The sequence below is a fragment of the Methyloterricola oryzae genome (assembly GCF_000934725.1).
GTDB classification, from domain to species: Bacteria; Pseudomonadota; Gammaproteobacteria; order Methylococcales; family Methylococcaceae; genus Methyloterricola; species Methyloterricola oryzae.
The window spans coordinates 1-12640 of the sequence record NZ_JYNS01000023.1 but is presented as its reverse complement, the minus strand read 5'-3'; the positions used below and the strand labels follow the sequence as shown (position 1 = coordinate 12640).

Annotated in this window: 14 protein-coding genes; 8 read left to right on the top strand and 6 right to left on the bottom strand. The window is 58.5% G+C overall.

Annotated elements, in window-relative coordinates; all coding sequences use genetic code 11:
- Window positions 1-5: 5 nt before the first annotated feature.
- Window positions 6-434 carry an FxsA family protein gene (locus EK23_RS19330; protein WP_045227049.1) on the top strand — a complete coding sequence of 143 codons (429 nt, stop codon included), beginning with the start codon at window positions 6-8 and terminating at the stop codon, window positions 432-434.
- A gap of 39 nt (window positions 435-473) precedes the next feature.
- On the opposite strand, the gene EK23_RS19325 is transcribed toward EK23_RS19330, so the two are convergent.
- Window positions 474-740, bottom strand: a complete 267-nt coding sequence (locus EK23_RS19325; protein WP_045227068.1) for a YgaP family membrane protein — start codon at window positions 738-740, stop codon at window positions 474-476.
- Window positions 741-832: 92 nt separating this feature from the next.
- On the opposite strand from EK23_RS19325, the gene uvrD reads away from it, so the two are divergent.
- Both uvrD and EK23_RS19315 read left to right on the top strand, forming a co-directional pair.
- Window positions 833-2989 (top strand): DNA helicase II, encoded by a 2157-nt coding sequence (gene uvrD, locus EK23_RS19320; RefSeq protein ID WP_045227048.1) that lies wholly within the window; start codon window positions 833-835, stop codon window positions 2987-2989.
- A gap of 121 nt (window positions 2990-3110) precedes the next feature.
- Window positions 3111-3350, top strand: a complete 240-nt coding sequence (locus EK23_RS19315) for a CDGSH iron-sulfur domain-containing protein (RefSeq protein ID WP_045227047.1) — start codon at window positions 3111-3113, stop codon at window positions 3348-3350.
- A 28-nt stretch (window positions 3351-3378) separates the two neighbouring features.
- On the opposite strand, the gene EK23_RS19310 is transcribed toward EK23_RS19315, so the two are convergent.
- Window positions 3379-3648 (bottom strand): DUF2845 domain-containing protein, encoded by a 270-nt coding sequence (locus EK23_RS19310; protein WP_045227046.1) that lies wholly within the window; start codon window positions 3646-3648, stop codon window positions 3379-3381.
- Window positions 3649-3902: 254 nt separating this feature from the next.
- Between EK23_RS19310 and EK23_RS19305 the strand changes: the two genes are divergently transcribed.
- Window positions 3903-4145 carry a hypothetical protein gene (locus EK23_RS19305; protein WP_045227045.1) on the top strand — a complete coding sequence of 81 codons (243 nt, stop codon included), beginning with the start codon at window positions 3903-3905 and terminating at the stop codon, window positions 4143-4145.
- 18 nt (window positions 4146-4163) lie between these two features.
- On the opposite strand, the gene EK23_RS19300 is transcribed toward EK23_RS19305, so the two are convergent.
- On the bottom strand, window positions 4164-4883 hold the full coding sequence (locus EK23_RS19300) for a DUF8692 domain-containing protein (RefSeq protein ID WP_145998747.1): 720 nt from the start codon (window positions 4881-4883) through the stop codon (window positions 4164-4166).
- Window positions 4884-5090: 207 nt separating this feature from the next.
- Here EK23_RS19300 and EK23_RS19295 point away from each other — a divergent pair, with 207 nt between their 5' ends.
- From EK23_RS19295 to EK23_RS19285, 3 genes are read left to right on the top strand one after another with little or no spacing between them, the layout of a single operon-like run.
- On the top strand, window positions 5091-6005 hold the full coding sequence (locus tag EK23_RS19295) for an AAA family ATPase (RefSeq protein WP_045227044.1): 915 nt from the start codon (window positions 5091-5093) through the stop codon (window positions 6003-6005).
- Between the two features lie 7 nt (window positions 6006-6012).
- Entirely contained in the window at window positions 6013-6951 is a 939-nt protein-coding gene (locus tag EK23_RS19290; RefSeq protein WP_045227043.1) for a DUF58 domain-containing protein, read from the top strand.
- Window positions 6948-8930 (top strand): transglutaminase TgpA family protein, encoded by a 1983-nt coding sequence (locus EK23_RS19285; RefSeq protein WP_045227042.1) that lies wholly within the window; start codon window positions 6948-6950, stop codon window positions 8928-8930. The genes EK23_RS19290 and EK23_RS19285 overlap by 4 nt, the downstream gene beginning before the upstream one ends.
- Window positions 8931-9136: 206 nt before the next feature.
- Here EK23_RS19285 and EK23_RS19280 read toward each other — a convergent pair whose 3' ends face one another.
- Window positions 9137-9592: an NfeD family protein gene (locus tag EK23_RS19280; protein WP_045227041.1), complete on the bottom strand. Its 456-nt coding sequence runs from the start codon at window positions 9590-9592 to the stop codon at window positions 9137-9139.
- Between the two features lie 2 nt (window positions 9593-9594).
- The gene (locus EK23_RS19275; RefSeq protein WP_045227040.1) at window positions 9595-10521 is read right to left on the bottom strand and encodes an SPFH domain-containing protein; all 927 of its coding nucleotides are present in this window, start codon (window positions 10519-10521) and stop codon (window positions 9595-9597) included.
- A 375-nt stretch (window positions 10522-10896) separates the two neighbouring features.
- Here EK23_RS19275 and pap point away from each other — a divergent pair, with 375 nt between their 5' ends.
- Window positions 10897-12363, top strand: a complete 1467-nt coding sequence (gene pap / locus EK23_RS19270) for a polyphosphate:AMP phosphotransferase (RefSeq protein WP_045227039.1) — start codon at window positions 10897-10899, stop codon at window positions 12361-12363.
- A 48-nt stretch (window positions 12364-12411) separates the two neighbouring features.
- On the opposite strand, the gene EK23_RS19265 is transcribed toward pap, so the two are convergent.
- Window positions 12412-12640: integrase core domain-containing protein (locus tag EK23_RS19265; protein WP_045227038.1), on the bottom strand; the 229-nt coding region annotated here is incomplete at its 5' end.

Below are 12640 nucleotides of genomic sequence, written 5' to 3'. Positions count from 1 at the left end.
TTCGAATGAACATAGCGCAAGGGCTGCTCATCGCCCTGCTTGCCCTGCCCATCCTGGAGATTTACCTGTTGATCAAGGTGGCGGGCACGCTGGGCTTTCTGCCCACCCTATTGCTGCTGCTCGCGGCGGCATCAACGGGCGGATATCTGCTCAGGACTCAAAGCTGGGCAGCCTGGCAAAAGGTGCAGGCCTGTCTGGCGCGGGGTGAATTGCCAGCCGCGGAACTGATGGACGGCATGCTGATCATGGCCGGTGCCGTTCTTTTGCTGGTGCCCGGATTTCTCTCGGACCTGATGGCCCTCATCTGCCTAATTCCGTCCACGCGCAAAACCCTCGCCGCCTATCTGGTCAAACACCGCTACGGCGTGGACCCACAGCAGGCTGGAGGCCAGACGACCAATGTCATAGAAGGGGAATACAGACGCGAGGATTGATGCGTTGGGGCAGGCCCGAAAACCTGCCCCGGAATCCGTTTAGTGCTGTTCTCCCTCGCCATGAGGGACACTTGGAGCAGGTACAGGATCGTTGGGATCGACGGTGCTCTTGCCCATCCCGGAATACGCGGGGCACCAGCGCATGAATCCGGTGGCCACCAGGACGCCACCCACGATCAACAAGAGCACATTGCCCATCACTACCGACAGCAGAATCAGCGCGGCGCCGGCTCCATAGCGAATCTTCTGGTCTTTCAGGCCGACGTTGATCTCTTTCTTGGTCATCTTCTTGAAATCAAAATTCATCGCACAATCCTCCTCTTTTATGTATTGGGACAGCTTTTCGATTGTGCAGGCTGAAATGAAATAGCGCAAGACGATTCCGGTAAAATGGACCCATGGATATTACCCCCATCATTGAGCCGCTGAACGACGCGCAGCGCATGGCGGTCACCGCGCCGCCCACCGCCATGCTGGTACTGGCGGGCGCCGGCAGCGGCAAGACGCGGGTGCTGGTGCACCGCATCGCCTGGCTGATGCAAGTCGAGGCAGTCTCACCCAACAGCATTCTGTCGGTTACCTTCACCAACAAGGCCGCCCGGGAAATGCGCGGACGCATCGAAACCCTGCTGAATTTCCCGGCCGGCGGCATGTGGATGGGCACTTTCCACGGGCTGGCGCATAGGCTGCTGCGCCGGCACGCCCGGGAAGCCGGCTTGCCCGAGACCTTCCAGATACTCGACTCGGACGACCAGTACCGGCTGATCCGCCGCATCCTGAAGAATCTGGAACTGGACGAGGCGCGCTGGCCGCCCCGTCAGATCCAGTGGTACATCAATGCGCAGAAGGACGAAGGCCTGCGCGCGCGCCACCTGGCGGAAAGCTACGATCCGTTCGAACGGCAGTTGCAGCGCGTCTACCGCGTGTACGAGGAACAGTGCGATCGCACCGGCCTGGTGGATTTCGCCGAACTGCTGCTGCGCGCCCATGAATTCCTGCGGGATAACGCGGAGCCCCTGGCCCATTACCAGAGGCGCTTCCGTCATGTACTGGTGGACGAGTTCCAGGACACCAACAGCATCCAGTATGCCTGGCTCAACCTGCTGACCCGGGACCGGAACAACCTTTTCGTGGTGGGCGATGATGACCAGTCCATCTATGGCTGGCGCGGCGCGCGCATCGAGAACCTGTACCGCTTTCAGCAGGATTACCCGGCCCACCAGCTGGTGCGGCTGGAACAGAACTACCGCTCAACCGGCAACATACTGGGCGCGGCCAACGCCCTGATCGCCCGCAATGAGGGCCGCCTAGGCAAGAACCTCTGGACCGACGGTGGCGGCGGCGAGCCCATCCGGCTGTATGCGGCCTTCAACGAACAGGATGAGGCCTATTTTGTGGTGGACCGCATCCGCCAGTGGGCGCAGGAGGGTCACCGGCGATCCGAAGCGGCGATTCTCTACCGTTCCAACGCCCAGTCGCGCCAGTTCGAGGAAAAGCTCATGGCGCTGGGCATTCCTTACCGGGTTTACGGCGGTCTGCGTTTTTTCGAGCGCGCCGAGATCAAGGACGCGCTGGCCTATCTGAGGCTGCTATCCAATCGGGACGACGACCCTTCCTTCGAGCGCATCATCAACACCCCCACCCGCGGCATCGGTGCACGCACGCTGGATGCGGTGCGTGAACTGGCGCGGGATCAGGCCTGCTCGCTGTGGCAGGCGGCGCAACTGCTCAGCCAGGGCGGATCCCTGCCGGCGCGCGCGCGCGGATTGCTCGCCGGTTTTCTCGCGCTCGCGGATGAGTTGGCTCGGCAGGCCCGGGAGCGGCCCTTGTTCGAGCAGGTGCATCAGGTCATTCAGCATTCAGGCCTCATCGATTACTACCGCAAGGAAAAGAGCGAGCAGGCCGAGACTCGGGTGGAAAACCTGGAAGAACTGGTCAATGCCGCCCGCCAGTTCGAAAACGAGGCGGAAGCGGACGAGGGCCTGAGCCGCCTCGACCAGTTCCTGGCCCACGCGGCGCTGGAAGCGGGTGAAAGCCAGGGCGATCCCTTCGAGGACTGCGTGCAGCTCATGAGCCTGCACTCCGCCAAAGGTTTGGAGTTCGATCTGGTGTTCATGGTGGGCCTTGAGGAAGGCTTATTTCCCAGCATGCAATCGCTGGAGGAAACCGGACGCCTGGAAGAGGAGCGGCGGCTCTGTTACGTGGGCATCACCCGCGCGCGCCGCCAGTTGTACATGACCCACGCGGAATCGCGCCGGCTCTACGGCAAGGAATCCTATCCCAGACCTTCGCGCTTCTTGCGCGAAATCCCCCCGGAACACGTTCAGGAGATACGCATGCGCGGCAACGTCAGCCGCCCCGTCGTCGCGGTGCCGCAGGCTGAGGGCGGTGCGGGTGGCTTCAAGCTGGGGCAGCGCGTCAGCCACGCCAAATTCGGCGAGGGTGTGATTCTGCAGGCAGAAGGCGACGGGGCCCAGGCCCGGGTGCAGGTCAATTTCGCCGACGCCGGGACCAAGTGGTTGATGCTGGCTTACGCCAACCTGCAGGCGATCTGAAACGCGCTTTTGTCGCCGCCAAACAGGGGCCTTGGCTCGTTGTAGCTGCGAGCCGACACTTTCGCTACACTGCGTGCGTCCGGCACTGGGCCGGTCTTATCAGATTCTGGAGGAAACGCGAATGAGCGAACCCGTTGTTGCGAAGAAAGGCCCTTACGGAATCGATCTGGAGCCTGGGAAATACTGGTGGTGCGCCTGCGGTCGTTCAGCCAACCAGCCTTTCTGCGACGGCTCCCACAAGGGAAGCCCGTTTTCCCCCGTTCCCTACGAGGTGACGGAAGCCAGGAAAGTCTGGTTCTGCGGCTGCAAACACACCAAGGATCAGCCCGTCTGCGACGGAACCCACGCCACACTCGAATAAACCCGCCTTGGAGCCGGGTTTCGCCGCTTCATTGAACCCGGCTCCAGCGCGCGGCCACCAGCTTGCCTCCCTCTACGGTCAGGTAATAGGTTTCCCGTTCCAGTTTGTATGTCCAGGTCTCGCGCTTGACCCAGTCGCTGCCGATCTGGCGTACGGCATCTTCCGACACGTGCAGCGGCTGCCCTAGATGCTCGAGGACTTTGCTCACCGGGTCCCCCTCGGAAATGATCTCGCCATCGGGCGCCCGGAAGCCACTGAGAAAAACGAAGAGAGCCGACACCATCAAAATCCGCCACATACCCAACCCCCGCTAAAAGTTCGTTTTAGAACCGCATGTGAGTTTAACCCGGTCGCCAACACGCCGCATTTTACCCATTCGTAACAAAGCACCGGCTGAAGCGCGCTGATTGCTGTCTTTGCGACAGTTGATTTTCCTGCCGGGTTCGCTGACACCCAATTATTTTCAATGCCTTGGACAGGATATTCGAAAACTGGTTTACATCTTGCAAACGACCCGGAAGACCGTTTTCAACTTGTCGGGAGTTTTTACAGATGTCGGTAGAACCTGGTTTTTTCGTGGACTGGAATGGCAACGCGCGCCGTACGGAGGACGCGGGCGGTGATTTTCGCGTCGAAGTAGACATGGTGGCACGCTATGTCGCCCTTTACTCCAAAGGCGGCTCCCTGATGCACGAAGCCACTTATTACAAGACGCTGGAAGCTATGGAGAAAAAGGGCATCAAGGCACCCCTTGTGGATGGATCGACGCCCTGGGGCATGAAAAACGAGTGGTGAGCCGCCCGACCCAAGTCCTCAATCGGCAGTTACCCCGCTCCCGAACTCGATGCGGACGCCCAACAAGGCCAAATAGCGCAGGAGCGTATGAATGAAGATGACGACTCCGGCCATCTCCAGTAACTCCTCGAGGGTACTGGCAATCACATAGCCGGGATTCTGTTCGGGCCTCTCCAATTCTTCGGCCAAGGCTCCGCCGATCATCTCCATACCAATGGCACCCGACAAATAGACAGTTCCGGCCAAAACCATGGGGACACTGATGTTCCTTGGCAACCGGGCAAGAAAGCGCAAGCAGAATATGCCGAATAGCAACACCACGGTGCCATAAGGGATGATCCAGGCGTAGTAAAAGGCGCCAGTGGTATTCAGCGCACTCCGCACCGGCTTTGCCAAACGCTCATGCAGCTCAAAAAGCTCGTCGGTTGCCAGGAAGAGGAACACCAACGCGAGAAAGGCCCAGAAAGCTAGGTGGCCGATGCGACCAAGCTTGGCCTCGGCGAAAGCCGTAATCGCCAGAAGACCCGCTGAAAGTGCCAGTGCAAGGCCCGAGTAGACGGAAGGTACATTGAATTCCTCGTCCAGATCGAACAGTGGAATCAGACCGTGCCAATAGGAATGGCCAAAGGCGAGCGCCGATATCTTACCGGCGATGTGCATCAATCCGAGAAAACACACGATGGCTGCGAGAAGCTTTGCTGCGTGTGTGGGGGAAATTTCAATACAAACCGGTGTCATCGACTCTGCGAAGCAGCTTCTAATCAGGATTGCTGCAGGACTTAACTTCAGGCCCGCGATTACATTGCGGAATTCATCCTGAAGGGAAAGAATAGCGCATCGACATCCGAATAGACACTCTTGGCGCTGACGGCCTCAAAGCATCAGGAACCTTGGTCTCCAGACAGGTTCTATACTGTCTCTGAAAATGTCGCTGGACCCGCCGCGATGCCTGTTCTCCTCGACTCCCTCCTGAAAACCGCCGGTACCGTCATTCTGGGCAAGGACCACCAGATCCGGCTTGCGGTCTGCTGTCTTCTGGCCAGAGGACACCTGCTCATCGAGGATGTTCCCGGGGTCGGCAAGACTGTGCTGTCCCACACCCTCGCCAACCTGCTCGGCCTCAAGTACCAGCGCATCCAGTTCACCAGCGATCTGCTGCCCGCCGATATCGTCGGTTCCTCGATCTACGATGGTCGCAACCATAGTTTTCGCTTCCAGCCCGGCCCCATCTTTCACCAGATGATCCTGGCGGACGAGATCAACCGTTCCACCCCAAAAGCGCAAAGCGCCCTGCTCGAGGCCATGGAGGAACGTCAGGTGACGGTGGAAGGGGAAACTCGGCCACTGCCCGAGCCTTTCTTCGTCATTGCCACACAGAATCCGAACACGCAGATCGGCACCTTCCCCCTGCCCGAATCTCAGCTGGACCGCTTCCTCATGCGCATCGAGCTTGGCTACCCTGACAGCCTGTCCGAGCGCGCCCTGCTCAAGGGTGAAGATCGCGGCACTCTGCTGGAACAGTTGAACCCCTGTCTCGACGAATCCCAACTGCACGATCTGATGGAGAGGGCCAAGCGTGTGCATGTCGCGGATGCGTTGATCGACTATGTGCAAGCCTTGATCCGCTACTCGCGCGAATCAGGTTCCTACCTCGCCGGATTGTCGCCGCGCGCGGGACTGGCTCTGCTCCATGCCGCCAAGGCGTGGGCTTTCATCGACCGCCGCGAATCGGTGCTGCCGGAAGACGTGCAAGCTGTGCTGCCGGCGGTGGCCGGACATCGGCTGCACCCGGTTGAAGCCGTATTGAACGCTGCCCGCGACTGCGTTACGCCCCTCCTGACCCAGGTGCCCATTCCCTGAGAGCCTCATGATGCGCCTGCGTGAACGGCTAGCGCTGAGCCGCTTCTTTCGCGGTGAAAATCCCGTCGAGGGGCCCATCATGCTGAACCAGCGGCGGGTCTTTATCCTTCCAAACCGTCGAGGCTTTGGACTGGCCGCGGTGCTGCTGGTCCAACTGCTGGTGGCCACCAACTACAGCAACAATCTGGCCTTCATTCTCAGCTTCCTGATGGTCAGTATCGCCGTGCTGGGCATACTTTACGGATTTCGCAATCTGGCTGGTCTGGAACTCAGCGCCGTGCGCGGCAAGGCCGTATTCGCCGGCGAACTGGCCCGATTCGATGTATACCTGTCCAACCCCTCCCGCTTTCCGCGCATCGCCCTGCAGTTGCAAACCGCCTCGATCGATCCCGTCACGACCGATGTCCCGGCGATGTCCAATGCGCGTATCCGGCTGGCGGTGCCCGCTCCGCGACGAGGAAGGATGCGCCTGCCCAGGGTGACGGTATCCAGCCGCTTTCCCCTGGGGCTGTTCCGATCGTGGTCACCCAATAATCTGGCGGTGGAAATACTGGTCTACCCGCGCCCCGCCAAGGCCGGCATGCCGTTCCCCGAAACCGCTTGGGGCAAGGGCACGCAGCTCAGCGAAGCTGATGATTTTCGCGGCTTTCAGAGCTACCAACCGGGCGACCCGCTGCGCCGCATTCACTGGAAGGGGGTCGCCAAAGGTCAGGGCGTGCACGTGAAAGCCTATGAAAATGCCAGAAACGGGGAATTGCTTCTGGATTTTTCCACGGTGGCAGGCTCCGTGGAAGAACGTCTGAGCCAGCTATGCCGATGGATACTGGAAGCGGAACAGGCCGGTCTGCGCTACACCCTGCGGCTTCCCCACCTGACCGTGCCGGCCAGCTTGGGTTCGGCGCATCGCTTGCGTTGCCTGGAAGTTTTGGCCCTGTTTCCTGCATGAACCCCTCGGAATTTTCCGTCGAAGCCAACCGCCGCAGCATCGAACTGCTGACCATCGCAGTGGCGCTGGTGGCGGCACCCCATGTATTCAACCTGGCAGCGCCCGTGATGGCGTTCTTCGCCAGCCTGGTGACGTGGCGGCTGGCCGCTGCGCACCGGATGCTGCAGCTGCCCGGACGCTGGGTTCTGCTGTTGGTGACCGTGGCGGGAGCCGCGCTCGTGTTCGGCGAGTACCACAAATTCTATGGGCGGGAAGCCGGAGCGGCCCTGTTCACCGTCGGCTTGGGGCTCAAGCTGATGGAGCTTCGAACTTATCGCGACGCTTACCTCGCGATCTTTCTGGCGTTCTTCGTTGCGGTTACGCAATATCTGTTTTCCCAAAGCATTCCCATGGCGCTGTATACGCTGATGGTCGCGGTCCTGCTGGTGACGACCTTGATCAGCCTCAACAGCACGCCCGATTTTACGCCGGCCCAACAACTGCGCATGGCGGGCTTGATGGTGCTGCAAGCGATGCCGCTTATGCTGCTGCTTTTCGTGCTGTTTCCAAGGATCCCGGGCCCTCTGTGGAAGCTTCCCGACGATGAACCGCGCGCCACCACGGGGCTGTCCGACACGATCGAGCCAGGTTCTATCGGAAAGCTGGGTTTGTCGCTGGAACTGGCATTCAGGGCGCGGTTCGATGGTCAGCCGCCTCCACCCCAACTGCGTTATTGGCGGGGTCCGGTTTTCTGGCAGACCGACGGGCGGCGCTGGGTGCTATCACGGGAGCCCCTTAAAGACACCAGTCCCCAGATCGTCATGTCGGGGCCGGCCGTGCGCTACTCCGTAATTCTCGAGCCCAGTCAGCAGCGTTGGGTTTTCGCCCTGGACCTGCCCAACGAGTTTCCGTCAGATATCAAACGCAGCGCGGAATTCGTCCTTCATGATCGCAACAAGATCACGGAACGCCGGCAATTTCGACTGGCCTCCCACACGCAGTATTCCACGGGTCCCCTGAGCGAAACGGAAAAAGAACGTGGCACGCAATTGCCAGACCACATCGATCCGCAGCTGGCCGAACTGATTCATGATTGGAGAAAGTCCAGTCCTGGCGACCGAGATTTGGTAAATCGCGCCCTGGCGTATTTCCGGCAGCAGCCCTTTTACTACACGCTGAACCCACCGCTCACCACGGGAGATCCGGTAGCCAGCTTTCTGTTCGACACCCGCAAGGGATTCTGCGAGCACTACGCCACCGCCTTCGTGATTCTCATGCGCCTGGCGGGCGTACCGGCACGGGTGGTCACCGGGTATCAGGGCGGGCTCTGGAATCCCGTGGGGCGATTCATCGAAGTCCGCCAGGCCGATGCCCATGCCTGGGCCGAGGTCTGGCTGGAAGAAACGGGCTGGACCCGAATCGACCCCACCGCGGCCGTAGCGCCGGAGCGTATCGAGTTTGGCCTGGATGTGGACACGCAGGTAGCCGCCGGCGAGATCCGCTTCAACCCGTTCGGCTCCCGCTCAGGGGAAGGTCAGTTTGATTTGGGATCCGCGCTCCAGCAAGCTCGGCTGCTTTGGAACAGCCTCGACTATCAATGGAACCTTTGGGTCTTGAGCTACGGCCCGCAGAACCAAGACAACCTGCTTCGCTTGCTGGGCATCGCTGACTGGCGCGGTCTCGCCGGGTGGCTTGCGATCCTTGGTGGCTTACCGCTGCTGGCACTTGCCCTGCTGATTATTCCACGCCGCGTCAGAACCCATGACCCGGTGCAAATCGCTTATGGGAAGTTCCTGAAAAAACTGGCCAGGCGGGGCTTCGAAAAGCGCCCGGCGGAGGGCGCTTCGAGCTTTTGCCAGCGCGTTAGCCCCTTCTTTCCCGAACACGCCGAGCAGTTCCGCCGCATCACCGACCTCTTCCAGGTTCTTCGATACGGACGGCCCGCTTCGCTCCAGACCCTCAAATCACTGCGGAAATTGGTACGTCAACTCTCCCTGTGACCCTGGAAAAGCCTGTGGATGGAGACTCACCACTACCTGGACAAGGATGACCAGGCTGTTTATCCACAGGTTCAGCAGCCGCCAATTGGGCGTATTCCACAGACTAGAATTTATACAAGATAATGAATTATAAATAAATAATCCATTTGTTCAGCGATTTTCGGCAACTAGTTACAAGCGTTAATTTCTTTTTTATCTTGTTTTAATCAGGTAGCCGGTGGAACGATTTTCTCGACCTTCAGTACCAAGCCTTCGACACCGACGATCTTGACCCGGCTACCCTCAGGGCAATCATCGCCCTGGATTTTCCACAGGGAGTCGTCCACCCGTATCTTCCCGAAATTGTTGACGATGGGATGTTCCAGAACGAACACCCTTCCGACGAATTGCGCAGTCCGCTGGTTGAGCAGGGGCTGTTCGCTCTTGATGGGATTTGTCTTGTAGAAACGTCGTGCCAACACGATGCTGACGACCGCGAGCACAGAGAAGGCGATCAACTGGCCTTCCAGCGACATGGCAGGCATGAGCCAGAGCAAGGCTCCGGTGACAAATGCGGCCTCCGCCATCCAAAGAAAGAACATGCCTGGAGCCAAGAGCTCCACGATGAGCAGCAAGGCGGCGAATGCCCACCAGTGCCAGAAGACGATCTGCACGAGCCACATGGCTAGGCGTCCGGCTTCTTGTCAAATAGATGCCGGGTCAGTTCTCCGATTCCTCCCAGGGCACCGATCAGGCTGCTGGCCTCCAAAGGCATCATTACCACCTTGTTGCTCGGCCCAGAAGCGATATTCTGTAAGGCTTCCACGTATTTCTGCGCCACAAAGTAGTTGATGGCCTGGACATCACCTTTGGCGATGGCTTCGGAGACCATCAAGGTGGCTTTGGCTTCCGCCTCTGCCAGGCGCTCTCGGGCATCGGCATCTCGGAATGCGGCTTCCTTGCGACCTTCCGCCTCCAGAATGGCCGCTTGCTTCTGGCCTTCCGCCTTCAGAACTTCTGCCTGCCGCAAACCTTCCGCTTCCAGGATGGCGGCGCGCTTGTCGCGCTCGGCCTTCATCTGCCTGGCCATGGCGTCCACGAGGTGTTGGGGCGGGGCAATGTCCTTTATCTCGATGCGGGTTACCTTGACACCCCAAGGCGTGGTCGCTTCATCCACCACCGTCAGCAGGCGTATGTTGATTTCGTCGCGCTTGGAAAGGAGTTCGTCAAGATCCATGGAACCCATGACGGTTCGGATGTTGGTCATGGTCAACTGGTTGATGGCCAGATGCAGATTGCTGACTTCATAGGCGGCCTTGGCGGCGTCGATGATCTGGAAAAACACCACGCCGTCCACACGGACCATGGCATTGTCCTTGGTGATCACTTCCTGGGAGGGTACGTCGAGAACCTGCTCCATCATGTTAAGACGAGCGCCGATCTGGTCTATGACCGGCATGATGATGTTCAGGCCAGGTTTCAGGCTCGCGGTGTATTTGCCAAAGCGTTCGACCGTGAACTCCCTGCCCTGTGGCACGAACTTGACGCTCATCACCACTAGCACGATGGAAAGTCCGAAAAGGAAAAGCACAAAGAGCGAGAAGCCGGTCATGGCGGGAACCCCCTGGTGGTGATAGTCCGATAGGCAAAACGCTGTTGAGGCAAGGCTTTGCTGGCGTTCAGATTAGCTCTTGATCCAGGTTTTCAACAGTGCCATCAATAAAATTGGTTTAGAAAAAGCTTTATGACTTTTATTAGTCGGTGACGTTTCCGGTATAAGCACGAAATATTTCTATATTTCAAAGCAATATGAATAGACAATGATGTGAGCAGGCATAGGGCTGCTGTGTGGGGAGGCTGTGGATAACGTAGGCACTTGGTTTTTCGCACGGCGGCAGTACAGGTTTTCCACATGCTTGTCCGGCTTTTCGAGGTCAAGTGGTGTTCCAATGCGGTGTTTTGATTTGAGGCGTTGAGGAGGCATGGAATGTTTGAAGTCGCTGAATTGAAGAGCAAGATTGCCAAACAGGAATACGACGGCGAAATCGCGCAGCTCCGCAACGAACTGCTGGAAATGCAGGAGCGGCTTGAATCCTCGGGGACGTCCGTCGTCATCCTGATCGCCGGTGTCGACGGTTCAGGTAAAGGCGATGTACTCAACAAGCTCAATGAATGGTTGGACCCGCGCTTCATGCGCACCCATGCCTTCGGTATGCCATCGGATGAGGAATCCGAGCGCCCGCATCACTGGCGTTACTGGATGACTTTGCCGCCGAAGGGGCGAATCGGCATCTACGCTGTCGGGTGGTATGGCCCACCCATGGCCAACCGGATCCGAGAGAAACTGGACAACGCGCAGTTGGATGCGGAGCTCGTGCATATCAATAAGCTGGAAAGGGAACTCACCGATGACGGCGCACTGATCATCAAGTGCTGGCTGCATCTGTCCAAAAAGCAACAAAAGCATTTGCTGGAAAAGCTGGAGGAGAATCCGGAAACTCGCTGGCGCGTGACGGAGACCGACAAGAAGCACTTGAAGTTGTACAAAAAGTTCATTGGTATCGCCGAGCGCGTCTTGCGTGAGACCAGCACCGGCGAAGCGCCCTGGCTGATCATCAACGGTTACGATCCCCACTACCGGCGGCTGACTATCGCCAGGCACCTGATCGAGCGGGTGAATGCGAGATTAACGGCGGCTCAGGACGGCGAACCGAGGCAGACTAATCCTCAACCTTTCGTAGGAACCGGCGCCAATCTGCTTGATTCCCTCGATCTGGACCAGAAGCTCGAAAAGCCGGTCTACCAGGAGCAATTGGCTCTGCACCAGGGGCGAATCAACCAACTGACCCGGATGGCGCGGCAAAAAAAGCGTTCCACAATTCTCGTATTCGAAGGTTGGGACGCAGCAGGGAAAGGCGGAGTCATCCGGCGTATCACCCAGGCGATGGATGCGCGGCTCTACCGGGTCATCCCCATCGCTGCGCCTACCGACGAAGAAAAGTCCCATCATTACCTGTGGCGCTTCTGGCGGCATTTGCCGCGGGATGGCAACGTAACCATCTACGATCGTAGCTGGTACGGTAGGGTACTGGTTGAGCGGGTGGAAAACTTCGCGAGGCCGGACGAATGGATGCGCGCGTATTCGGAAATCAACGATTTTGAGGAAGAATTAACCGATCATGGCATCATCCTACTGAAGTTCTGGATGCACATCAGCCAGGACGAGCAACTGCGGCGATTCAAGCTCCGGGAGAAGACCAGCTACAAGCGTTACAAGATCACCGATGAGGATTACCGTAACCGGGATCGATGGGATCAATACGAAGCTGCCGTGAACGAGATGATCACACGTACCAGTACCGAATTCGCACCCTGGCGGCTGGTGGAAGCCAATGACAAGAATTTCGCGCGGATTCGCGTTCTGCGTTCCCTTTGCGAGACATATGATATGTAGAAGTCGCGACCTGATCTGACAGTTACCCGTTTTGGGTGCGCTGGGTTGTCAGATCAGATTCAACTGACCGACTTTCTGGTTCCACACCTCCTTTCCAGCGTGAAGCGTTTGTAGGGGAGTGCGACCGCAACACATCTTACCCTGATGGGTTCGCTCCTGGTTATAGTGCTCGATCCAGGCATCCAGGTCGGCCTGCAGTTCGTCCACGGAGAGATAAAGCTTCTTGCGGAAAGCGACCTGATAAAACTCCTGCAACAGGGTTTTATGGAAGCGTTCG

What these genes read in the sequence shown, in the direction of transcription:
- EK23_RS19330 (WP_045227049.1), top strand. Translation starts at nt 6, where the DNA reads ATGAACATAGCGCAAGGGCTGCTCATCGCCCTGCTTGCCCTGCCCATC.
- EK23_RS19325 (WP_045227068.1), bottom strand. Translation starts at nt 740, where the DNA reads ATGAATTTTGATTTCAAGAAGATGACCAAGAAAGAGATCAACGTCGGC.
- uvrD (WP_045227048.1), top strand. Translation starts at nt 833, where the DNA reads ATGGATATTACCCCCATCATTGAGCCGCTGAACGACGCGCAGCGCATG.
- EK23_RS19315 (WP_045227047.1), top strand. Translation starts at nt 3,111, where the DNA reads ATGAGCGAACCCGTTGTTGCGAAGAAAGGCCCTTACGGAATCGATCTG.
- EK23_RS19310 (WP_045227046.1), bottom strand. Translation starts at nt 3,648, where the DNA reads ATGTGGCGGATTTTGATGGTGTCGGCTCTCTTCGTTTTTCTCAGTGGC.
- EK23_RS19305 (WP_045227045.1), top strand. Translation starts at nt 3,903, where the DNA reads ATGTCGGTAGAACCTGGTTTTTTCGTGGACTGGAATGGCAACGCGCGC.
- EK23_RS19300 (WP_145998747.1), bottom strand. Translation starts at nt 4,883, where the DNA reads ATGACACCGGTTTGTATTGAAATTTCCCCCACACACGCAGCAAAGCTT.
- EK23_RS19295 (WP_045227044.1), top strand. Translation starts at nt 5,091, where the DNA reads ATGCCTGTTCTCCTCGACTCCCTCCTGAAAACCGCCGGTACCGTCATT.
- EK23_RS19290 (WP_045227043.1), top strand. Translation starts at nt 6,013, where the DNA reads ATGATGCGCCTGCGTGAACGGCTAGCGCTGAGCCGCTTCTTTCGCGGT.
- EK23_RS19285 (WP_045227042.1), top strand. Translation starts at nt 6,948, where the DNA reads ATGAACCCCTCGGAATTTTCCGTCGAAGCCAACCGCCGCAGCATCGAA.
- EK23_RS19280 (WP_045227041.1), bottom strand. Translation starts at nt 9,592, where the DNA reads ATGTGGCTCGTGCAGATCGTCTTCTGGCACTGGTGGGCATTCGCCGCC.
- EK23_RS19275 (WP_045227040.1), bottom strand. Translation starts at nt 10,521, where the DNA reads ATGACCGGCTTCTCGCTCTTTGTGCTTTTCCTTTTCGGACTTTCCATC.
- pap (WP_045227039.1), top strand. Translation starts at nt 10,897, where the DNA reads ATGTTTGAAGTCGCTGAATTGAAGAGCAAGATTGCCAAACAGGAATAC.